19 protein-coding genes are annotated in these 21,902 nt (G+C 60.4%); 10 read left to right on the top strand and 9 right to left on the bottom strand.

Annotation, left to right across the window (positions count from 1 at the left end; translation table 11 throughout):
- Positions 1–25: 25 nt before the first annotated feature.
- The 7 genes from ispC to rpsB form a co-directional block, all read right to left on the bottom strand.
- Positions 26–1,216: a 1-deoxy-D-xylulose-5-phosphate reductoisomerase gene (gene ispC, locus AC0R79_RS06785; RefSeq protein ID WP_474733802.1), complete on the bottom strand. Its 1,191-nt coding sequence runs from the start codon at positions 1,214–1,216 to the stop codon at positions 26–28.
- Positions 1,213–2,019 (bottom strand): phosphatidate cytidylyltransferase, encoded by an 807-nt coding sequence (locus AC0R79_RS06780; protein ID WP_007954781.1) that lies wholly within the window; start codon positions 2,017–2,019, stop codon positions 1,213–1,215. The genes ispC and AC0R79_RS06780 overlap by 4 nt, the downstream gene beginning before the upstream one ends.
- Entirely contained in the window at positions 2,019–2,774 is a 756-nt protein-coding gene (gene uppS / locus AC0R79_RS06775; protein WP_007954779.1) for a polyprenyl diphosphate synthase, read from the bottom strand. Before uppS ends, AC0R79_RS06780 begins: the two co-directional genes overlap by 1 nt.
- Before the next feature lie 14 nt (positions 2,775–2,788).
- Complete coding sequence (gene frr, locus AC0R79_RS06770; RefSeq protein ID WP_007954771.1) at positions 2,789–3,346, bottom strand: ribosome recycling factor; 558 nt, start codon at positions 3,344–3,346, stop codon at positions 2,789–2,791.
- Entirely contained in the window at positions 3,343–4,086 is a 744-nt protein-coding gene (gene pyrH, locus AC0R79_RS06765; RefSeq protein WP_003222124.1) for a UMP kinase, read from the bottom strand. The genes frr and pyrH overlap by 4 nt, the downstream gene beginning before the upstream one ends.
- A 211-nt stretch (positions 4,087–4,297) precedes the next feature.
- The gene (gene tsf, locus AC0R79_RS06760) at positions 4,298–5,161 is read right to left on the bottom strand and encodes a translation elongation factor Ts (RefSeq protein ID WP_011332682.1); all 864 of its coding nucleotides are present in this window, start codon (positions 5,159–5,161) and stop codon (positions 4,298–4,300) included.
- 190 nt (positions 5,162–5,351) lie between these two features.
- Positions 5,352–6,089, bottom strand: a complete 738-nt coding sequence (gene rpsB, locus AC0R79_RS06755) for a 30S ribosomal protein S2 (RefSeq protein WP_008052780.1) — start codon at positions 6,087–6,089, stop codon at positions 5,352–5,354.
- 374 nt (positions 6,090–6,463) lie between these two features.
- Here rpsB and map point away from each other — a divergent pair, with 374 nt between their 5' ends.
- From map to AC0R79_RS06730, 5 genes are all read left to right on the top strand, one after another.
- Complete coding sequence (map, locus tag AC0R79_RS06750; protein WP_127797061.1) at positions 6,464–7,246, top strand: type I methionyl aminopeptidase; 783 nt, start codon at positions 6,464–6,466, stop codon at positions 7,244–7,246.
- Positions 7,247–7,286: 40 nt separating this feature from the next.
- On the top strand, positions 7,287–9,989 hold the full coding sequence (locus AC0R79_RS06745) for a [protein-PII] uridylyltransferase (RefSeq protein WP_007954768.1): 2,703 nt from the start codon (positions 7,287–7,289) through the stop codon (positions 9,987–9,989).
- 43 nt (positions 9,990–10,032) lie between these two features.
- A complete protein-coding gene (gene dapC / locus AC0R79_RS06740; RefSeq protein WP_127797060.1) occupies positions 10,033–11,232 on the top strand; it encodes a succinyldiaminopimelate transaminase in 1,200 nt (399 codons plus the stop codon).
- 166 nt (positions 11,233–11,398) lie between these two features.
- Entirely contained in the window at positions 11,399–12,127 is a 729-nt protein-coding gene (locus tag AC0R79_RS06735; RefSeq protein ID WP_127797059.1) for a M12 family metallopeptidase, read from the top strand.
- Between the two features lie 183 nt (positions 12,128–12,310).
- Positions 12,311–13,069 (top strand): zinc metalloprotease, encoded by a 759-nt coding sequence (locus AC0R79_RS06730; protein WP_375745665.1) that lies wholly within the window; start codon positions 12,311–12,313, stop codon positions 13,067–13,069.
- Positions 13,070–13,093: 24 nt separating this feature from the next.
- Here the strand turns inward: AC0R79_RS06730 and AC0R79_RS06725 are convergent, their stop codons facing one another.
- Positions 13,094–14,725, bottom strand: coding sequence for a Na+/H+ antiporter (locus AC0R79_RS06725; protein ID WP_085748104.1), 1,632 nt, complete (start codon positions 14,723–14,725; stop codon positions 13,094–13,096).
- A gap of 182 nt (positions 14,726–14,907) precedes the next feature.
- Between AC0R79_RS06725 and AC0R79_RS06720 the strand changes: the two genes are divergently transcribed.
- From AC0R79_RS06720 to AC0R79_RS06705, 4 genes are all read left to right on the top strand, one after another.
- Positions 14,908–15,270, top strand: a complete 363-nt coding sequence (locus AC0R79_RS06720) for an ArsC family reductase (RefSeq protein WP_003222107.1) — start codon at positions 14,908–14,910, stop codon at positions 15,268–15,270.
- Positions 15,271–15,301: 31 nt separating this feature from the next.
- Positions 15,302–16,336, top strand: a complete 1,035-nt coding sequence (gene dapD / locus AC0R79_RS06715; RefSeq protein ID WP_007954762.1) for a 2,3,4,5-tetrahydropyridine-2,6-dicarboxylate N-succinyltransferase — start codon at positions 15,302–15,304, stop codon at positions 16,334–16,336.
- A 125-nt stretch (positions 16,337–16,461) separates the two neighbouring features.
- Positions 16,462–17,667: an aminotransferase class V-fold PLP-dependent enzyme gene (locus AC0R79_RS06710; RefSeq protein ID WP_474733796.1), complete on the top strand. Its 1,206-nt coding sequence runs from the start codon at positions 16,462–16,464 to the stop codon at positions 17,665–17,667.
- Positions 17,664–18,071 (top strand): SufE family protein, encoded by a 408-nt coding sequence (locus AC0R79_RS06705; protein WP_474733793.1) that lies wholly within the window; start codon positions 17,664–17,666, stop codon positions 18,069–18,071. Before AC0R79_RS06710 ends, AC0R79_RS06705 begins: the two co-directional genes overlap by 4 nt.
- A gap of 135 nt (positions 18,072–18,206) precedes the next feature.
- Here AC0R79_RS06705 and tcdA read toward each other — a convergent pair whose 3' ends face one another.
- Positions 18,207–19,025: a tRNA cyclic N6-threonylcarbamoyladenosine(37) synthase TcdA gene (gene tcdA / locus AC0R79_RS06700; RefSeq protein WP_085647789.1), complete on the bottom strand. Its 819-nt coding sequence runs from the start codon at positions 19,023–19,025 to the stop codon at positions 18,207–18,209.
- A gap of 274 nt (positions 19,026–19,299) precedes the next feature.
- Here tcdA and AC0R79_RS06695 point away from each other — a divergent pair, with 274 nt between their 5' ends.
- On the top strand, positions 19,300–21,891 hold the full coding sequence (locus AC0R79_RS06695) for a glycosyltransferase (protein WP_074691288.1): 2,592 nt from the start codon (positions 19,300–19,302) through the stop codon (positions 21,889–21,891).
- The last annotated feature ends 11 nt before the right edge of the window (positions 21,892–21,902 follow it).

The raw sequence follows: 21,902 nt of genomic DNA, 5'->3' as shown, positions 1-21,902 counted from the left end.
CGCGTGAAGCCATGTGTTGCAAGACCTATCGGCCGTGACGACTCAACCACTGTCCGGCCAATGTCCGGGCAGTCGCGTCCGCGGTGAACACCGCATCGAGATTGTCCAGGGCCACCACAGGCTCGAGGTTCAAGACTTCCTCGATGATACTCGCGATTTCCAGGTAGCGAACCCGTCCGTCGAGAAACGCGGCAACCGCCACTTCATTCGCCGCATTGAGCATGGCCGGGGCGCTGCTTCCCGCCTCGGCAGCCTGCCGCGCCAGACGCAGGCACGGAAAGCGCTCTTCGTCGGGGGCTTCGAAATCCAGGCGCGCAACAGCAAACAAATCCAGCGGCGCCACGCCCGAATCGATGCGCTCAGGCCAGGCCAGAGCATTGGCAATCGGCGTACGCATGTCGGGATTGCCCAATTGCGCCAGCACCGAGCCGTCCACATAATCGACCAGCGAATGAATCACGCTTTGTGGATGGATCACCACTTCGACTTGCGAAGGCTTGGCATCGAACAACCAGCAGGCCTCGATCAACTCGAGCCCCTTGTTCATCATGCTGGCCGAATCGACCGAGATCTTGCGACCCATCGACCAGTTCGGGTGCGCACACGCCTGGTCAGGTGAAACATGCGCCAGTTCGGCCATCGGCGTCTGCCGGAAAGGGCCGCCAGAGGCTGTCAGCAAAATCCGGCGGACCCCAACCTTGCTCAACCCGCGAGCAAAGTCCTGCGGCATGCACTGGAAAATCGCGTTGTGCTCGCTGTCGATCGGCAACAGGACCGAACCGCTCTTGCGCACGGCCTGCATGAACAAGGCGCCAGACATGACCAGCGCTTCCTTGTTGGCCAGAAGAATCTTCTTGCCCGCCTCGACAGCCGCGAGGGTCGGACGCAGGCCGGCGGCGCCGACGATGGCAGCCATGACAGCATCCACCTCCGGCGCAGCAGCGACCTGACACAAGCCTTCCTCGCCGACCAGCACCTGCGTCGACAGGCCCGCCGCACGCAAATCGTCCTGCAAACTGCGAGCAGCGCCGGCTTCCGGCACTACTGCATATTTCGGGAGATGGCGAACACACAGGGCAAACAGTTCGCTCAGACGCGTAAACCCGCTCAGGGCAAAAGCCTGATAACGCTCCGGATGCCGGGCGATGACATCCAGGGTGCTCAGACCGATCGAACCGGTCGCGCCCAGGACGGTAATCTGCTGCGGGCGACTCACGACGCCGCCATCCACAACAGCACCGCAAAGACCGGAATCGCAGCCGTCAGGCTGTCGATGCGATCCAGCACGCCACCGTGGCCGGGCAGCAGATTACTGCTGTCCTTGATGCCGGACTGACGCTTGAACATGCTTTCGGTCAGATCGCCCACCACCGAGATGAAGACAATCACCGCAGCGCCGATCAAGCCCTTGAACAGTTGCGCCACCGTCCAGTCACGGAACAGCGCGACCAGGGTGGTGATGACCAGGCTCAGCGCCAGACCGCCGTAAACGCCTTCCCAGCTTTTGCCGGGACTGACTTGCGGCGCCAGTTTGCGCTTACCGAACGCGCGACCGGAGAAATACGCCCCGATATCAGCACCCCAGACCAGCACCATCACGGCCATGATCAGCCAGTTGCCGAGCGGGTATTGCTTGATCTGCACCAGCCCTTGCCAGGCGGGCAACAGAATCAGCAAACCGATCACCAGCTTGCTCGCGGCACTGGACCAACGCTCGCTGGAACGCGGGTACGTCAACACCAGCCACGTCGCCAGTGCCCACCAGATCACCGAAGCGCCCAGCACCCATGGCGCCAGTCCCGGAAGGATGTACATGACGAACAGCATCAGCGCGACCACCGCCGCGTAGCCGACACGAAATGCCTGCGCGGTAAAGCCGGCCAGACGCGCCCATTCCCAGGCACCCAGACTCACGACCAGACCGATGAACAGGGCAAAACCGGAACCTTCGAGCAGGAAAAACCCGCCCAGAGCGATCGGCAGCAGAATCAGTGCAGTGATGATGCGTTGTTTAAGCATTAAACCCGGGCTCCAGCTTCGACCTGCTCGCTCGTTTTACCGAAGCGACGCTGGCGCAAAGCGAAATCGGCCAGCGCATTGCGCATGGCTTCGTGTTTGAAGTCCGGCCAGAACAGGTCGGAGAAGTACAACTCGGCGTAAGCCAGCTGCCACAAGAGGAAATTGCTGATGCGGTGCTCGCCACCGGTGCGGATGCACAAGTCGGGCAACGGCAGATCACCGGTGACCAGACAGGTCTGCAGCAGATCCGGCGTGATGTCTTCCGGCCGCAGATGACCGGCCTGAACTTCACGCGCCAGACGCTGCGCCGCTTGCGCAATGTCCCACTGACCACCGTAGTTGGCGGCGATCTGCAGGATGAAACGGTTGGCACCGGCAGTCATCGCTTCCGCTTCACGCATGGCGGCCTGAAGCTCAGGATGAAACCGCGTACGGTCACCAATGATGCGCAGACTTATGTTGTTGTCGTTCAGGCGCTTGGCCTCGCGACGCAACGCCTTGAAGAACAGATCCATCAAGGCGCTGACCTCATCGGCCGGGCGCTGCCAGTTTTCACTGGAAAAAGCGAACAGGGTGAGCACCTCAACCTTGGCCTCGGCACACACCTCAATCACCGCCCGTACAGCATCCACGCCCGCTTTATGCCCGGCGACACCCGGCATGAAGCGTTTTTTCGCCCAGCGATTATTGCCATCCATGATGATCGCGACATGGCGCGGCACCGCGGACGGCGCAGTCTGCTTGGTCTTGTCCATTTAAAACTCGACCCTTATACGGCCATCAGGTCTTTTTCTTTCTCGTCCGTGGCCTTGGTGATCTGAGCCTCGGATTCTTTGGTCAGCTTATCGATATCAGCGATGGCACGACGCTCTTCGTCTTCGCTGATTTCCTTGTCCTTGACCAGTTTCTTGAGCTCGCCCAAGGCATCACGACGAATATTGCGCACGGCAACACGCGCGTCTTCAGCAGCGCTACGCGCCTGCTTGGTGAAGCCTTTACGCGTTTCCTCGGTGAGGGCCGGCATAGGGATCAACAGCAACTCACCCAGGTTGGTCGGGTTGAGGTTCAGACCGGCGCTCTGGATTGCCTTGTCGACGGCAGCGAGCATGTTGCGCTCGAACGCCACGACCTGCAGGGTGCGCGAGTCTTTCACGGTGACGTTGGCAACGCCGCTCAGCGGGGTGTCAGTGCCGTAGTAAGGCACCATGACGCTGCCGAGGATGCTCGGGTGAGCCTTGCCGGTACGAATCTGGCCGAACGCGTGGTTCAGAGACTCCAGGGATTTCTGCATACGCGCTTGGGCGTCTTTCTTGATTTCGTTGATCATTGTTGGCCTTCCTCGATCAAAGTCCCTTCTGCGCCGCCGTGCACAATGTTCAGCAGGGCGCCGGGCTTGTTCATGTTAAATACGCGCAGCGGCATCTTGTGATCGCGGCACAGGCAGATAGCCGTCAGATCCATTACACCCAGCTTGCGATCCAGTACTTCATCGTATGTCAGATGATCGAACTTCTCGGCATGCGGGTCTTTGAACGGGTCAGCGGTGTAGACGCCATCGACCTTGGTCGCCTTGAGCACGACATCAGCGTCGATTTCAATGGCGCGCAGGCAGGCTGCCGAATCCGTGGTAAAGAACGGATTGCCGGTACCGGCCGCGAAGATCACCACGTCCTTGGAGTTCAGGTGGCGCATGGCCTTGCGACGGTCATAGTGATCGGTCACACCGACCATGGAGATGGCCGACATCACGATGGCCGAGATATTGGCACGTTCCAGCGCGTCGCGCATGGCCAGGGCGTTCATCACAGTGGCCAGCATGCCCATGTGGTCGCCCGTGACCCGATCCATGCCGGCCTTGCTCAGCGCTTCACCGCGGAACAGGTTGCCACCACCGATCACCAGACCGACCTGGACGCCGATGCCGACCAGCTGGCCGACTTCCAGCGCCATGCGATCCAGCACCTTCGGATCGATCCCGAACTCTTCCGAGCCCATCAGGGCCTCGCCGCTAAGCTTGAGTAGAATGCGTTTATAGCGAGCCTGATAACCACTGCCCTGCTGAGCCATTGCGAATCTCTCCTGCGGCGTATTTTAAAAATTCTTTGCGAGCTGTTTACAGCTGGCGTTCACTCTAGCTTGGCGCTGCTTCAGCGCCATCGGAACATGGCTTTGTAAGTCAGTTCCAAGGGGAAACCAATTAAAAATTGGTAACCCTATCTGAAAAGAGGCTGCGCGCGTGAGCGGGCAGCCTCTTTCGGGCGACAGTTGAAAAACCGTCTTATTGCTTGGCGGCAGCCAGCTGGGCAGCAACTTCTTCAGCGAAGTTGTCGACCGGCTTCTCGATGCCTTCGCCTACTTTGAAGTAGGTGAAGGAAACGATTTCAGCGCCGCCTTTCTTGGCCAGCTCGCCAACCTTGATTTCAGGGTTCTTGACGAACGCCTGCTCAACCAGGCTTGCTTCTGCCAGGAACTTGCTGATACGGCCTTTGACCATGTTCTCAACAATGTTTTCTGGCTTGCCTTTGATTTTTTCTTCGTTCAGCTGCAGGAACACAGCTTTTTCACGCTCGATCGCTTCGTCGGAGACTTGCGAAGGCAGCAGGAACTCAGGGTTGCTTGCAGCAACGTGCATTGCGATGTCTTTGGCCAGCTCGACGTCGCCGCCTTTCAGGACAACAGCAACACCGATTTTGTTGCCGTGCAGGTAGGTGCCGACTACGTCGCCTTCTACTCGCACCAGGCGACGGATGTTGACGTTCTCGCCTACTTTGGCAACCAGTGCTTCGCGAGCGGCTTCTTGAGCAGCGATCAGCGGAGCTGCGTCGGTGAGCTTGTCAGCGAATGCTTTGTCAACGCTGGCAGCAACGAAGTTTTTGAAGTCGTCCTGCAGAGCCAGGAAGTCGGTCTGCGAGTTGACTTCGATCAGAACGGCAGCCTTGCCGTCGTCCTTGATGGCGATAGCGCCTTCAGCGGCAACGTTGCCAGCTTTCTTGGCAGCCTTGATCGCGCCCGAAGCACGCATGTCATCAATGGCTTTTTCAATGTCGCCGCCAGCCTTTTCCAGGGCTTTCTTGCAATCCATCATGCCTTCGCCGGTACGCTCGCGCAGTTCTTTGACCAACGCTGCAGTAATTGCTGCCATTTTCAAATTCCTCTTGGATAGGTTTTCAACCATTCCACCCGATCGAACGGGCGTTCAATTCTTCCCGAGCCACCTTGTAGCCGCTGCACGTTACAGATGCTGTAGCTGCGCTGCCGACAAATGGTTTTCGAGGTGGCAAAAAGGGGGCCAAGCCCCCTTTTTGCTTACTGAGTCAACGCCAGGGCGTCAATTACTCAGCTGCAGCCTGAGTTTCTTCAGCTGCGAATTCTACAGTACCGCCAGCAACGTTGTTGCGACCGCGGATGACTGCGTCAGCCATCGAACCCATGTACAGCTGGATAGCGCGGATTGCGTCATCGTTGCCTGGGATGATGTAGTCAACGCCTTCCGGGCTGCTGTTGGTATCGACAACGCCGATGACCGGGATGCCCAGCTTGTTGGCTTCGGTGATCGCGATGCGCTCGTGGTCAACGTCGATCACGAACAGTGCGTCTGGCAGACCGCCCATATCCTTGATGCCGCCCAGGGAGCGATCCAGCTTCTCAAGATCGCGAGTGCGCATCAGCGCTTCTTTCTTGGTCAGCTTGGCGAAAGTACCGTCTTCGGCTTGTACTTCAAGGTCACGCAGACGCTTGATGGAAGCACGAATGGTTTTGAAGTTGGTCAGCATGCCGCCCAACCAGCGGTGATCGACGTACGGCGAGCCGCAACGTGCTGCTTCTTCAGCAACGATCTTGCCAGCGGAACGCTTGGTGCCGACGAACAGAATCTTGTTTTTGCCCTGGGCCAGACGCTCTACGAAAGTCAGAGCTTCGTTGAACATTGGCAGGGTTTTTTCAAGGTTGATGATGTGAATCTTGTTACGCGCGCCGAAAATGTACTTACCCATTTTCGGATTCCAGTAACGGGTTTGGTGACCGAAGTGCACACCGGCCTTCAGCATATCGCGCATGTTGACTTGGGACATGATAGTTCCTTGATAAGTCGGGTTGGGCCTCCACGTATCCCAATGACCAACCATTGATCCGAGGATCAAAGGCACCCAGGCCATCGTGTCGACACGTGTGTGGGTTAATGCTCTCGGGGCTATCCCCGGAAAGCGGCGCATTTTATACCACAGGGACGACGCAAACGGAACCCGGAATCTGCAATCGCGTCAGGGACATGCGCGCCAACCCCTTGGAATCGGGACAATGCACCGCATTGTATAGAGAGAAGCGATGCATGCAGGCGCGGATTTGCGCCTTTGGTCTGTTAGAATCGCGTTTTTCGGGGCCGCCATATCAACAGTCGCGCCCCTGTTCGTATCAGCAAGCGCCGCCGAGCGCAGAGAGAGCCTGTATGACCGTCACCCTCAAAACCCCCGAGGACATCGCTGGCATGCGTGTCGCCGGCAAACTGGCCGCCGATGTGCTGGAAATGATTGCCGAGCACGTCAAGCCGGGCGTGACCACCGATGAGCTGAACCAGATCTGCCACGACTATATCGTCAACGTGCAGCAGGCCATCCCTGCCCCGCTCAACTACAAGGGCTACCCGAAGTCGATCTGCACCTCGATCAACCACGTGGTCTGCCACGGCATCCCGAACGACAAGCCGCTGAAAAACGGCGACACCCTGAACATCGACGTCACGGTGATCAAGGACGGCTACCACGGCGACACCAGCCGCATGTTCCACGTCGGCACCGTGCCGGTCTGGGCGGAGCGCCTGTCGCAGATCACCCAGGAATGCATGTACAAGGCGATCGAGATCGTCAAACCCGGCTGCCGCCTCGGCGACATTGGTGAAATCATCCAGAAGCACGCTGAAAAGAACGGCTTCTCGGTGGTGCGCGAGTTCTGCGGCCACGGCATCGGCAAGGTGTTCCACGAAGAACCGCAGATCCTGCACTACGGCCGCGCCGGCACCGGCATGGAACTGAAGGCTGGCATGACCTTCACCATCGAGCCGATGATCAACCAGGGCAAGGCCGACACCAAAGTACTGGGCGACGGCTGGACCGCGATCACCAAGGATCGCAAGCTGTCGGCACAGTGGGAACACACTTTGCTTGTCACCGACACCGGCTACGAGATCTTCACCCTGCGCAGCGACGACACCATCCCGCGCATCTCGGCCTGATCCAGACACCGTTCCCAGCCTATAGAAGGAAAGCCAATCGATGCCGCAGGTGGATCCCGAACTCTTCGACCGCGGTCAGTTCCAGGCTGAACTGGCCCTGAAAGCGAGTCCCATCGCGGCATTCAAGAAGGCGATCCGCCAGGCCCGCGAAGTGCTCGATGCACGCTTTCGGGCCGGTCGCGACATCCGGCGACTGATCGAAGACCGGGCCTGGTTCGTCGACAATATCCTGCAAAAGGCCTGGGACCAGTTCGACTGGAGCGAAGACGCCGACATCGCGCTGGTCGCGGTCGGCGGCTACGGTCGCGGCGAATTGCACCCCTATTCCGACATTGACCTGCTGATCCTGCTGGACAGCGCCGACCACGAAATTTTCCGCGATTCCATCGAGCGTTTTCTGACGCTGTTGTGGGATATCGGCCTGGAAGTTGGTCAGAGCGTTCGTTCGGTCGACGAGTGCGCCGAAGAGGCCCGCGCCGACCTGACAGTGGTCACCAACCTGATGGAAAGCCGCACCATCTGCGGCCCCGAGCGCCTGCGCCAGCGCATGCTCGATGTCACCAGTACCGCACACATGTGGCCGAGCAAGGATTTCTTCCTGGCCAAGCGCGCCGAGCAGAAGGCTCGCCACCACAAGTACAACGACACCGAATACAACCTGGAACCCAACGTCAAAGGCTCGCCCGGCGGACTACGGGATATTCAGACGATTCTGTGGGTGGCCCGTCGTCAGTACGGCACCCTGAACCTGCGCGCCCTGGCCGGCGAAGGATTCCTGGTCGAGAGCGAAAACGCCTTGCTCGCGTCCTCCCAGGAATTCCTCTGGAAGGTGCGTTACGCCCTGCACATGCTCGCCGGACGCTCCGAAGACCGCTTGCTGTTCGATCACCAGCGCACCATTGCCGGGCTGCTGGGTTTTGAAGGCGACGACGCCAAACAGGCTGTCGAAAACTTCATGCAGCAGTACTTCCGCGTTGTGATGAGCATCGCCCAGCTCAGCGACCTGATCATCCAGCACTTCGAGGAAGTCATCCTCGCCCCGGAAGACGAAGCCCCGCCGCAGCCGATCAACTCGCGTTTCCAGCTGCACGACGGCTACATCGAGGCACGCAACGACAACGTATTCCGCCGCACGCCGTTTGCCATGCTCGAGATCTTCGTGCTGATGGCCCAGCAGCCGGAAATCAAAGGTGTGCGTGCCGACACCATTCGTCTTCTGCGAGAAAACCGTCATCTGATCGACGACAACTTCCGCAACGACATCCGCAATACCAGCCTGTTCATCGAGCTGTTCAAGTGCAAGATCGGCATCCACCGCAACCTGCGGCGGATGAACCGTTACGGCATTCTCGGGCGCTATCTGCCGGAGTTCGGCTTTATCGTCGGGCAGATGCAGCACGACCTGTTCCACATCTATACGGTCGATGCGCACACGCTGAACCTGATCAAACACCTGCGCAAGTTGCAGTACACGCAGGTGTCGGAGAAATTCCCGCTGGCCGCCAAACTCATGGCCAAACTGCCCAAGCCTGAACTCATCTATATGGCGGGCCTGTATCACGACATCGGCAAGGGCCGGCATGGCGATCACTCGGAGATCGGCGCGGTCGATGCGGAGGCGTTCTGCCAGCGTCACCAACTGCCGGTGTGGGACAGCCGCCTGATCGTGTGGCTGGTGCAGAACCACCTGGTGATGTCGACCACCGCCCAGCGCAAGGATCTGTCCGACCCGCAGGTGATTCATGACTTTGCGCTGGCGGTCGGTGACGAAACCCGTCTCGACTACCTGTACGTGCTGACCGTGGCCGACATCAACGCGACCAACCCGACCTTGTGGAACTCGTGGCGCGCCAGCCTGTTGCGCCAGCTCTACACCGAGACCAAGCGCGCCCTGCGCCGTGGCCTGGAGAATCCGGTGGATCGCGAAGAGCAGATCCGCCAGACCCAGAGTGCCGCGCTGGACATTCTGGTGCGCGGCGGCACCGATCCGGATGACGTTGAGCAATTGTGGGCGCAACTGGGCGATGACTACTTCCTGCGCCACACCGCCGGCGACGTGGCCTGGCACACCGACGCCATCCTTCAGCAACCGGCCGACGGCGGTCCGCTGGTGCTGATCAAGGAAACCACCCAGCGCGAGTTCGAGGGCGGCACGCAGATCTTCATCTATGCACCGGACCAGCACGATTTCTTCGCCGTGACCGTGGCCGCGATGGACCAGCTCAACCTGAACATTCACGACGCCCGGGTCATCACGTCCAGCAGCCAGTTCACCCTCGACACCTACATCGTGCTCGACACCGATGGCGACTCGATCGGCGACAATCCGGTCCGGGTCAAGCAGATTCGCGACGGCCTGACCGAAGCGCTGCGCAACCCGGCTGACTACCCGACGATCATCCAGCGTCGGGTGCCGCGCCAGCTCAAGCATTTTGCGTTCGCCCCGCAGGTGACGATCCACAACGACGCCCAGCGTCCGGTGACCGTGCTGGAACTCACGGCACCGGATCGCCCGGGCCTGCTGGCACGGGTTGGCGGGATTTTCCTCGAGTTCGACCTGTCGCTGCAGAACGCCAAGATCGCCACCCTGGGCGAGCGGGTGGAAGACGTGTTCTTCATCACCGACGCCCACAATCAACCGCTGTCCGACCCGCTGCTGTGCAGCCGTTTGCAGGATGCCATCGTCGAACAGCTGAGCGTCAATCAGGAACCCGATATCAAACTGTCGCGCATCAGCATTTGATTGCGCGCCCGGATTCAACCGCTTTGCACGAGATCCCGCACCGATGAACAACGCTCTGTCCCAGCTTCAGCCCTACCCGTTCGAAAAGCTCCGCGCCCTGCTCGGCAGCGTCACGCCAAACCGGGACAAGCGCCCGATCGCGCTGTCCATCGGCGAACCGAAGCATCGCTCGCCAAGCTTTGTCGCCGAGGCGCTGGCGAATAATCTGGATCAGATGGCGGTGTACCCGACCACCCTCGGCATCCCGGCCCTGCGCGAAGCCATCGCTGCCTGGTGCGAACGTCGCTTCAGCGTGCCGGGCGGCTGGATCGACCCGGCGCGCAACGTGCTGCCGGTCAACGGCACCCGCGAAGCGCTGTTCGCCTTCACCCAGACCGTGGTCAACCGTGGCGACGACGCGCTGGTGGTCAGTCCGAACCCGTTCTATCAGATCTACGAAGGCGCGGCGTTCCTCGCCGGGGCTAAGCCGCATTACCTGCCCTGCCTGGACGAGAACGGCTTCAACCCGGATTTCGACGCCGTTTCGCCGGACATCTGGAAACGCTGCCAGATCCTGTTCCTCTGCTCGCCGGGCAACCCGACCGGCGCGCTGATTCCGGTCGACGTGCTGAAAAAGCTGATCGCCCTGGCCGACGAATACGACTTCGTAATCGCCGCCGACGAGTGCTACAGCGAACTGTACTTCGACGAACAGACGCCGCCGCCAGGCCTGCTCAGCGCCTGCGCCGAACTGGGTCGCAAGGACTTCAAGCGTTGCGTGGTGTTCCACAGCCTGTCCAAGCGCTCGAACCTGCCGGGCCTGCGCTCCGGTTTCGTTGCCGGCGACGCCGACATCCTCAAGGGCTTCCTGCTGTACCGCACCTACCACGGCTGCGCGATGCCGGTTCAGACCCAATTGGCCAGCGTCGCCGCGTGGAATGATGAAGTGCACGTACGCGCCAACCGTGCGCTGTATCGCGAGAAGTTCGATGCCGTGCTGGCGATCCTCAGCCCGGTGATGGACGTGCAGCGCCCCGATGGCAGCTTCTACCTGTGGCCGAATGTGCAAGGCGACGATGCCGCGTTCTGCCGCGATCTGTTTGCCGAAGAACACGTGACTGTGGTGCCGGGTTCGTACCTGTCCCGTGACGTCGATGGCGTCAATCCGGGTGCCGGGCGCGTTCGGATGGCGCTGGTTGCGCCGCTGGCGGAATGCGTCGAGGCTGCCGAGCGTATCCGCGATTTCGTCCTGCGCCACAAGTAATGCCTGAACGCCCGTGCCGGGCAATCCGGCACGGGCGCCTCATACATCGGGTTACAGATCCTTCAACTATTTACCCCACTTGCCAGCCGGCCAGACGTTAGTCTTGAGCTGCGCAATACGCTGCGCCCAAATAAATCAAAACTTTAACTTCAAGGACGAAGTAAACATGAGCACTCTGCTGGATTGCCAACTCATTCAATGGCCCGATGATCAAGCCGCCTACATGGCAGCCGTCAATGAAAATTCCGACAACGCAGGCAAAACTACCGGCGTTCGGCGCAAACGCTCCGTCATCAATTATTCAAAATTGTGGGCCAATGGCCGAACCTTGAAAGTGGCTTTCATGGACGCACCCGACACCGACCACAAGGACAAGATAATCGCCGCCGCCAACCAATGGTTACCGTACATCAATCTGAAGTTTGAATTTGTCGACGATTTGAAAGGCGACATCCGGATTGCGACAAAGAACAATGACAACAGCTCGATGCTCGGCACCGATGCGCTATTGATCCACCCCGACCATCCCACCATGAATCTGGGGGTCAAACCGGAACATGAAGACTTTGAGGTCATCGTGATCCACGAATTCGGTCACGCACTGGGTGCAATGCACGAACATCAGCACCCGAAGGCCAATATTCCGTGGGATAAGCCAAAGGTGTATGAGTTCTACAAGAACCGTGAAATGAACCCGCTCACCGAGCAGCAGGTCGACAGGAACCTGTTCGCTTCCTTCGACACGCTGGACGCGATCTACACCTCCTACGACCGAAAATCGATCATGCACCACCCGGTGGCAAACACATTGACGCTGGGCAACTGGGAGGTACCGATCAACCGCCGGATCAGTAAAAAGGACAAGCGACTGATGCGACTGCTTTATCCAAAATAAACAATCCATACCGACATAAAAAGTTCGCCGGGTGCAATACCTTGCGAACTTTCAATATCACGCAATACAACCCGACTTTGTTCAGCCCGCACTTTCCTTTAACTTTCACCCGCCTTTTATCCGGTCCAACTTGCCCGGAATAAATAACAGCCTATCGGATCAACATCAGTACGGACACTTAGCATGAGCTCCGCAACACTTTGCCTTACAGAAAGAACGGTTTCGCTACAACGCACTTATGAAGTCGCTGTAGCCGAGAACCCAACCAATGAAAAAATCTCGGCATCCACCCGTAAAAAACGAGCCGTCGGGAAGCACGGTTACTTCTGGGCGCCAGGCCGGACCTTGCGCATCGCATTCCTGAATGGTGATCAAGCGTTCAGGGACGCCGTCAAATCTGCGGCGAACAACTGGCTACCCCATATCAACCTGACGTTCGACTTTGTCGACGGTAAGTCAGGGGATATCCGTATCAGCAGCGAACCCGGGGTTTACTGGTCGATAATCGGAACCAACGCACTGCTGGTCGAAGCAGAAGACCCCACCATGAGGCTGTCTCCCGATCATATGCTCGCCCCGGCGTTGTTCACCGCCAATGTCATCCATGAGTTCGGACATGCACTGGGTGCCGAACATGAACATCTGCACCCCGAATCGAACATCCCCTGGAACAAGCCTGCGGTTTACGCCGCACACGGGGTGGCCGAAGACGCCGACGAGGACGATTACGCCCGCCGATCTGTCGATGAACGCTACTTCAATCTGCTCGACGCCAGCGATTTCGACTATTCGCCCTACGATCCGAAATCGATCATGCATTACGCCGTGCGCCGGAGCTGGACCCACGGCGACTTCAAGATTGATCTGAATCTGGTGCTCAGCGACAAGGACAAGGCGTTCATGGCGAAGGCCTACCCGTTTCCCGCAGCACAAACGGCGTAACCGGCACGGAACTGGTCGACGCGTTTATTTGACCTGCCCCAGATTCGCCTCACTCAGATCCAGCTCGCCCAACACTTCACGCAACACATCATCACCGATCTGGTGCTGACGGCTTAGGCTGTACAACTCAAGGCGTTGCGCGCGCAGCGCCTTGAGCCGCAAGCGGCGTTCGAGCAGATCCATCTGGAACGCCAGCGCTTGGGCTTCGGCCGAATCGTTGAACACCTCCAGTTGATGCCGATACTCGGACATGATCCGCGCCTTGAGCTCCGCTGCCAGTGCGGCTTGCGCGGCGTCCTGCGGGTTGACCTCTTCGGTTTCCAGCGCATGAATCGCCGCTTCGGCGGTTTTGCGCCAGGCGTCGCGCACTTCCTGCCGGCGTTTGTCATCCGGACTCTTTTCGATGCCGCGCAACAGCAACGGCAGCGCAATACAGGCCGCCACCAGCGACAACAGGATCACCCCGGCGGCGATGAAGATCAGCAGATCGCGCTCGGGGAACGCCTCGCTGCCCATCAGCATCGGCACCGACATCACGCCTGCCAGGGTCACCGCCCCGCGCACACCGCCGACGGTCAGCAGCCAGCAGGACCGGGCGGTCGGCACTTGTGTCAGATCACCCTTGCCGCGCAGACGGCGCAACAACACCGACAGACGCCAGATGCTCTGCACCCAGATAAAACGCAACAGCACCAGCGCCAGGAAGATCGCCACCACGTCGAGGCAGCGGTAGAACAGCGTCGGCCACAACGACGTCTCGTGACTGACCACCGCCTTGATAATGTCCGGCAGTTGCAGACCGAGCAGCAGGAAGATCAGGCCATTGAAGGCGAATTCCAGTAACGACCAGACACTGCGGTTGAGCAAACGCGTGCTGGTCTGGCGCGGCAGCAGGTCGAGCCAGCTCTGCATCATCCCCGCTGCCACTGCCGAAAGAATGCCCGAGGCGCCAAGCCGTTCGGCCAGCACGTAAGCGGCGAATGGCAGCAGCAACATGAACACCACGTGGGTCGCCGGATCATCCCAGCCCCGGGCGATCATCCAGGCGCGCAACCGGCCGACCAGCCAGCTCAGCGCCACACCGACCGCCAGCCCGCCGACCGCCACCAGCACGAAGGTCAGACTGGCATTGGCCAGGGAAAACGCACCGGTCACCGCAGCAACCAAGGCGAATTTGAATGTCACCAGGCCCGAGGCATCGTTCATCAGCGCCTCGCCTTGCAACATATGCATCAGCGGCGTCGGCAAACGGTTTTGCGCGATGGCCGAAACCGCCACGGCGTCGGTCGGCGACAGCACCGCCGCCAGCGCAAAGGCCACCGGCAATGGAATTGTCGGCAGCAACCAATGAATGAAGTAACCGGCGCCGACCACGGTAAACAGCACCAAACCAACGGCGAGCGTCAGCACCGGTCCGCGCAGGCGCCACAATTCGCGCTTGGGCATGCGCCAGCCATCGGAAAACAGCAGCGGCGGCAGGAACAGAAACAGGAACAGTTCGGGATCGAGGGCCACGTGCAGGCCGAGGGTCGGCCAGGCCAGCAAGGCACCGGCGGCGATCTGCACCAGTGGTAGCGGCAGCGGAATCACCCGTCCCACCAGGCGCGAGACACTGACCAGCATCAGCAAGATCAGGACGGTATAAGCAGTTTGCATAAAGCGGAAATCCCGGACAATCGACAGCGTTGAACTGCCATATTAGCCGCTTAGGCTGTGGCTGACCGTTGCACCTATGTCGCAGGCGCCTACAGCAAAAGCAACCTCGGCGCCGCGAAACCGTCTGGTCATGGCATAATCCGACACCATTTTTTTCCAGCACCTGTAAAGGGGGCAATTCCTTGACCGTTTCAAGCAAAACGTTGCACCTTTTCGGCATCAAAGCCTGCGACACCATGAAAAAGGCGCGCACCTGGCTCGATGAACACGCTGTCAGCTATGACTTCCACGATTACAAGACCGCCGGCATTGACCGTGAGCACCTGACCCAATGGTGCGACGAGCATGGCTGGCAAACGGTGTTGAACCGCGCAGGCACGACCTTTCGCAAACTCGACGACGAACGCAAAGCCGATCTCGACCAGTCGAAAGCCATCGAACTGATGCTCGCTCAACCCTCGATGATCAAGCGCCCGGTGCTCGATCTCGGTGACCGAACCCTGATTGGCTTCAAGCCAGATATCTACGCGGCCGCCCTCAAGTAAGCAGCCCGTCACTTTTTGTAGAGGTATTCACATGTCCAACTCCCTGTTCAGTATTGCCTTCGGCGTCGGCACCCAGAACCGTCAAGGCGCATGGCTGGAAGTGTTCTACGCTCAGCCACTGTTGAATCCTTCGGCTGAACTGGTCGCCGCTGTTGCACCGATCCTCGGCTACACCGAAGGCAATCAGGCGATCACCTTCACCACCGCACAAGCCGCCCAACTGGCTGAAGCCGTGAAAGGCATCGACGCGGTACAAGGCAAGCTGCTGACTCGTCTGGCCGAAAGCCACAAGCCGCTGGTCGCCACCCTGCTGGCCGAAGACGCTCAGCTGACCTCGACTCCTGAGGCTTATCTGAAGCTGCATCTGCTGTCCCATCGTCTGGTCAAGCCGCACGGCGTGAGCCTGGCCGGGATCTTCCCGCTGCTGCCAAACGTGGCCTGGACCAGCCAGGGCGCGATCGACCTGAGCGAACTGGCCGAGCTGCAACTCGAAGCCCGTCTGCGCGGCGAGCTGCTGGAAGTGTTCTCGGTGGACAAGTTCCCGAAAATGACCGACTACGTGGTACCGGCCGGCGTGCGTATCGCTGACGCTGCACGTCTGCGTCTGGGCGCCTACGTGGGCGAAGGCACCACCGTGATGCACGAAGGTTTCATCAACTTCAACGCCGGCACTGAAGGCCCGGGCATGATCGAAGGCCGCGTATCCGCTGGCGTCTTCGTCGGCAAGGGTTCGGACCTGGGCGGCGGTTGCTCGACCATGGGCACCCTGTCGGGCGGCGGCAACATCGTGATCAAGGTCGGCGAAGGCTGCCTGATCGGCGCCAACGCCGGTATCGGTATCCCGTTGGGCGACCGCAACACCGTCGAGTCGGGCCTGTACGTGACCGCCGGCACCAAGGTGGCGCTGCTGGACGAGCACAACAACCTGGTCAAAGTGGTGAAAGCCCGTGAACTGGCCGGTCAGACCGACCTGCTGTTCCGTCGCAATTCGGAAACCGGCGCTGTGGAGTGCAAAACCCACAAATCGGCGATCGAACTGAACGAAGCGCTGCACGCTCACAACTAAGCGCCAGAAGTTCACCTGAGGGAGCCGACCTGTTTACGATGGCGTTCGAACGATCGCCATCGCGGGCAAGCCCGCTCCCACAGGGTTCGGCGTTAACCCGCCCATCTTCACCAGGGCTTGAAACCGTGATGATTCCCTCCCCCTGGCGCGCCGATTTCCCGGCCATCGCCGCCCTGCAACGGCAAGACCAGACCTATCTGGACAACGCCGCCACCACGCAAAAACCCCAGGCCCTGCTCGACGCGCTGGCGCATTACTACGCCAATGGCGCGGCCAACGTGCATCGTGCCCAGCATCTGCCCGGCGCCCACGCCACGCAGGCGTTCGAGGACAGCCGCCTGAAGGTTGCCCAGTGGCTGAATGCCGGTGACAGCGGGCAGATCATCTTCACCCACGGCGCCACCAGTGCGCTGAATCTCCTGGCTTATGGCCTGGAACATCTTTTCCATCCGGGCGATGAAATTGTCATCAGCGCCCTGGAGCATCACGCCAACCTGCTGCCGTGGCAGCAACTGACGCAACGTCGCGATCTGAAGCTGGTGATCCTGCCGCTGGACGATGACGGCGTGATCGACCTCGCCGCCGCCGTTCACCTGATCGGCCCGCGCACCCGCTTGCTGGCGGTCAGCCAGTTGTCCAACGTGCTTGGGGCCTGGCAACCGTTGCCGGCGCTGCTGGCGATGGCCAAGGCGCACAACGCGCTGACCGTGGTCGATGGCGCTCAAGGCGTGGTCCACGGCCGGCATGACGTGCAGGCGCTCGGTTGCGATTTTTACGTGTTTTCCAGCCACAAGTTGTACGGCCCCGATGGCCTCGGCGTGCTGTTCGGGCGCAACGCAGCCCTGGAGCAACTTCGCCCGTGGCAGTTCGGCGGCGAGATGGTGCTGGAAGCCAATTATCACGACGCGCGTTTCCGCCCTGCCCCACTGGGCTTCGAAGCCGGAACGCCGCCAATTGCCAGCGTGATCGGCCTTGGCGCGACCCTCGACTACCTCGCGGGTCTGGATCAGGACGCGGTGTCCGCCCACGAAGCGGCGCTGCACGACTATCTATTGCGCGGCCTCGCCGCCCGTAATGGCATCCGTCTGCTGGGCAAGCCGCAACTCGCACTGGCCAGTTTTGTCGTCGAAGGCGTGCACAACGCCGATCTGGCGCATTTGCTGACCGAACAGGGCATAGCCGTGCGCGCCGGACATCACTGCGCGATGCCACTGCTCAAGCGTTTCGAACTGGCCGGGGCGATTCGCGTGTCGCTGGCGCTGTACAACGATTCCGAGGATCTGGAGCGCTTCTTTGAAGCGCTGGATCAGGCGCTGGAGTTGTTGCGATGAGCCTGCCGGTCGAGGCCGCCGAAGCGCTGCAAACGTTTCAGAACGCCGCCGGCTGGGAACAGCGGGCGCGGCTGTTGATGCAGTTTGGTGATCGTCTGCCGCCGTTGAGCGATGCGGACAAATGCGACGCCAATCGGGTGCACGGCTGTGAAAGCCAGGTGTGGCTGGTCGGTGAATTGCGCGACGACCGCTGGCAATTCGCGGCGAGCAGCGATGCGCGGATGATTCGCGGGTTGGTGGCGTTGCTGCTGTTGCGGGTCAACGGCTTGACCCCAAGCGAGCTGCAACAGGTGGATCTGCCGGACTGGTTCAATCAGTTGGGGCTGTCGCGGCAGTTGTCGCCATCGCGCAGCAATGGCTTGAATGCCGTGCTGCAACGAATGCGTGAACTCGCCCCTGACTGATCGTTCCCACGCTCTGCGTGGGAATGCAGCCCGGGACGCTCCGCGTCCCATGCCGAAGCGGACGCGGAGCGTCCAATGAGGCATTCCCACGCAGAGCGTGGGAACGATCGGCGATCGGTCACGCAGTCATGTACTTCAGGCCTGAGACTTGACCCGATCCGCCGGGCGCCGAACGCCCGCCACAATCTTGTCCACAGCCTTGGTCGCCGCGACCATGCCGAACGTCGCCGTCACCATCATCACCGCGCCAAACCCGCCGGCGCAGTCCAGTTTCACGCCGTCACCGACGAAACTCTTCTGCAGGCAAATACTGCCGTCCGGTTTCGGATAGCGCAGCTGTTCGGTGGAGAACACACACGGCACGCTGTAATGGCGAGTCACTGTGCGCGAGAAGCCGTAGTCGCGACGCAGCGTCGAGCGCACTTTCGAGGCCAGCGGGTCGTTGAAGGTGCGGTTGAGGTCGCAGACCTGAATCAACGTTGGATCGATCTGTCCGCCAGCTCCACCGGTGGTGATGATCTGGATCTTGCGCCGCTTGCACCAGGCGATCAGCGCAGCCTTGGCGTTGACCGCGTCAATGCAGTCGATCACACAGTCGATGTTCGGCGTGATGTATTCGGCCATGGTGTCGCGGGTGACGAAGTCCGCCACGGCGTGCACCTTGCAGTCCGGGTTGATCCCGCGCAGACGCTCGGCCATCACCTCGACCTTGGGTTTGCCGACGGTGCTGTCCAGCGCATGCAGCTGCCGGTTGGCGTTGCTGACGCAGACGTCGTCGAGGTCGAACAGCGAAATCTCGCCCACCCCGCAACGGGCCATGGCTTCCGCCGCCCAGGAACCGACGCCGCCGACGCCGACAATCGCCACATGGGCTGCACGCAGGCGCTCGAGGCCCTCGATGCCATACAAACGGGCGATGCCTGCAAACCGCGGATCTTCTGTACTCATGACCATTACCCTAAAAACCGGCGCGCATTATAGGGCCGTCGGCGGCCAAGAGCATCTTTGCGCTATGAACGGCGAACGCGCCTGCTTTAATTAAAGCTGCACGTAACAAAGATTTGTCTCACACGCTGAAACGAAAGAACTTAAGTCAGGTTGGATTGCCCAACGTCCGGCATTTCCCCGTCTCTTGTAGGACTCGGCGAACTGCCGGTGTAGGATGCGCGCCCTCTTGGCGCCAATCAGCCGACCCTTCGTTCCACAGCCTTTGGAACCCGACACAGCTATGTCATCGCGTAAATTTGGACTCAACCTGGTGGTGGTTCTGGCAATCGCCGCCCTGTTCACCGGTTTCTGGGCGCTGATCAACCGCCCCGTCTCCGCGCCGAACTGGCCGGAGCAGATCTCCGGTTTCTCCTATTCACCGTTCCAGCAGGGACAGTTCCCACAGAAAGATCAGTATCCGTCCGACGATGAAATGCGCCGCGACCTGGAGATCATGAGCAAGCTGACGGACAACATCCGCATCTACTCGGTCGACGGCTCCCTGCAGGACATCCCGAAACTGGCGGAAGAATTCGGCCTTCGCGTGACCCTGGGGATCTGGATCAGCCCCGACCAGGAGCGCAACGAGCGGGAAATCACCCGCGCCATCGAACTAGCCAACACCTCGCGCAGCGTGGTCCGTGTAGTGGTCGGCAACGAAGCGATCTTCCGCAAGGAAATCACCGCCGAACAACTCAGTGTTCTGCTCGATCGCGTTCGCGCGGCAGTAAAAGTGCCGGTGACCACCTCCGAACAGTGGCACGTCTGGGAAGAGCACCCGGAGCTGGCCAAGCACGTCGACCTGATCGCCGCGCACGTGCTGCCGTACTGGGAATTCATTCCGGTGGACAAGGCCGGGCAGTTCGTTTTCGACCGCGCCCGCGACTTGAAAAAGATGTTCCCGAAAAAACCGCTGTTGCTGTCCGAAGTAGGCTGGCCGAGCAACGGCCGCATGCGTGGTGGCGCCGATGCGTCGCCGGCGGATCAGGCGATCTACCTGCGCACGCTGGTCAACAAACTCAACCGCCAGGGCTTCAACTACTTCGTGATCGAAGCGTTCGACCAGCCGTGGAAGGCCAGCGATGAAGGTTCGGTCGGCGCCTACTGGGGCGTGTTCAACGCCGCGCGCCAACAGAAATTCAACTTCGAAGGCCCGGTGGTGGCGATCCCGCAATGGCGCGTGCTGGCCATCGGTTCGGTGGTGCTGGCGCTGTTGTCGCTGACCCTGCTGATGATCGACGGCTCGGCCCTGCGTCAGCGCGGTCGTACGTTCCTGACCTTTATCGCGTTCCTGTGCGGTTCGGTGCTGGTGTGGATCGGTTACGACTACAGCCAGCAATACAGCACGTGGTTCAGCCTGACGGTGGGCTTCCTGCTCGCGCTCGGTGCGCTCGGGGTGTTCATCGTGTTGCTGACCGAGGCCCACGAACTGGCCGAAGCGGTGTGGATTCACAAGCGTCGCCGTGAATTCCTGCCGGTGGTCGGCGACTCGGACTACCGCCCGAAAGTCTCGATTCACGTGCCCTGCTACAACGAGCCGCCGGAGATGGTCAAACAGACCCTCAACGCCCTGGCCAACCTCGACTATCCGGACTTCGAAGTCCTGATCATCGACAACAACACCAAGGACCCGGCGGTCTGGGAGCCGGTGCGCGACTACTGCGAAACCCTCGGCCCGCGCTTCAAGTTCTTCCACGTCTCGCCCCTGGCCGGTTTCAAGGGCGGCGCGCTGAACTACCTGATCCCGCATACCGCCAAGGATGCCGAAGTGATCGCGGTGATCGACTCGGACTACTGCGTGCACCCGAACTGGCTCAAGCACATGGTGCCGCACTTCGCCGACCCGAAAATCGCCGTGGTGCAGTCGCCGCAGGACTACCGCGACCAGAACGAAAGCACCTTCAAGAAGCTCTGCTACGCCGAGTACAAAGGCTTCTTCCACATCGGCATGGTCACCCGCAACGACCGCGACGCGATCATCCAGCACGGCACGATGACCATGACCCGTCGCTCGGTGCTTGAAGAACTGGGCTGGGCCGACTGGTGCATCTGTGAAGACGCCGAACTCGGTCTGCGGGTATTCGAGAAAGGCCTGTCGGCGGCGTATTACCACGACAGTTACGGCAAGGGTCTGATGCCGGACACCTTCATCGACTTCAAAAAGCAGCGTTTCCGCTGGGCCTACGGTGCAATCCAGATCATCAAGCGCCACACCCGCAGCCTGCTGCGCGGCAAGGACACCGAGCTGACGCGCGGCCAGCGTTACCACTTCCTCGCGGGCTGGCTGCCGTGGGTCGCGGACGGCATGAACATCTTCTTCACCGTCGGCGCGCTGTTGTGGTCGGCGGCGATGATCATCGTGCCGCAACGGGTCGATCCGCCGCTGCTGATCTTTGCGATCCCGCCGCTGGCGCTGTTCGTGTTCAAGGTCGGCAAGATCATCTTCCTCTACCGTCGCGCCGTGGGCGTGAACCTCAAGGATGCGTTCTGCGCGGCACTGGCCGGCCTGGCGTTGTCGCACACCATCGCCAAAGCGGTGCTGTACGGCTTCTTCACCAGCAGCATTCCGTTCTTCCGCACCCCGAAAAACGCCGACAACCATGGTTTCTGGGTGGCGATTTCCGAGGCCCGGGAAGAGCTGTTCATCATGCTGCTGTTGTGGGGCGCGGCGCTGGGGATCTTCCTGGTGCAGGGGATTCCGAGCAACGATATGCGCTTCTGGGTGGCCATGCTGCTGGTGCAGTCGCTGCCGTACGTGGCGGCGCTGATCATGGCGTTCCTGTCGTCGCTGCCAAAACCATCGGCTGCGCCTGAACCGGCACCGGTGGTCTAAATCCTTCCGGA

It is taken from the genome of Pseudomonas sp. HD57-3 (assembly GCF_056113135.1).
Note: the sequence above shows the minus strand (reverse complement) of the source record. Positions and strands in the feature narration are given on the sequence as shown.

Coding starts and splice junctions, on each gene's coding strand:
- uppS (WP_007954779.1), bottom strand. CDS start 2,774: ATGGACAAGACCAAGCAGACTGCGCCGTCCGCGGTGCCGCGCCATGTC.
- pyrH (WP_003222124.1), bottom strand. CDS start 4,086: ATGGCTCAGCAGGGCAGTGGTTATCAGGCTCGCTATAAACGCATTCTA.
- AC0R79_RS06725 (WP_085748104.1), bottom strand. CDS start 14,725: ATGCAAACTGCTTATACCGTCCTGATCTTGCTGATGCTGGTCAGTGTC.
- dapC (WP_127797060.1), top strand. CDS start 10,033: ATGAACAACGCTCTGTCCCAGCTTCAGCCCTACCCGTTCGAAAAGCTC.
- tcdA (WP_085647789.1), bottom strand. CDS start 19,025: ATGGTCATGAGTACAGAAGATCCGCGGTTTGCAGGCATCGCCCGTTTG.
- AC0R79_RS06780 (WP_007954781.1), bottom strand. CDS start 2,019: ATGCTTAAACAACGCATCATCACTGCACTGATTCTGCTGCCGATCGCT.
- AC0R79_RS06745 (WP_007954768.1), top strand. CDS start 7,287: ATGCCGCAGGTGGATCCCGAACTCTTCGACCGCGGTCAGTTCCAGGCT.
- AC0R79_RS06705 (WP_474733793.1), top strand. CDS start 17,664: ATGAGCCTGCCGGTCGAGGCCGCCGAAGCGCTGCAAACGTTTCAGAAC.
- map (WP_127797061.1), top strand. CDS start 6,464: ATGACCGTCACCCTCAAAACCCCCGAGGACATCGCTGGCATGCGTGTC.
- AC0R79_RS06735 (WP_127797059.1), top strand. CDS start 11,399: ATGAGCACTCTGCTGGATTGCCAACTCATTCAATGGCCCGATGATCAA.
- frr (WP_007954771.1), bottom strand. CDS start 3,346: ATGATCAACGAAATCAAGAAAGACGCCCAAGCGCGTATGCAGAAATCC.
- AC0R79_RS06730 (WP_375745665.1), top strand. CDS start 12,311: ATGAGCTCCGCAACACTTTGCCTTACAGAAAGAACGGTTTCGCTACAA.
- AC0R79_RS06695 (WP_074691288.1), top strand. CDS start 19,300: ATGTCATCGCGTAAATTTGGACTCAACCTGGTGGTGGTTCTGGCAATC.
- dapD (WP_007954762.1), top strand. CDS start 15,302: ATGTCCAACTCCCTGTTCAGTATTGCCTTCGGCGTCGGCACCCAGAAC.
- tsf (WP_011332682.1), bottom strand. CDS start 5,161: ATGGCAGCAATTACTGCAGCGTTGGTCAAAGAACTGCGCGAGCGTACC.
- rpsB (WP_008052780.1), bottom strand. CDS start 6,089: ATGTCCCAAGTCAACATGCGCGATATGCTGAAGGCCGGTGTGCACTTC.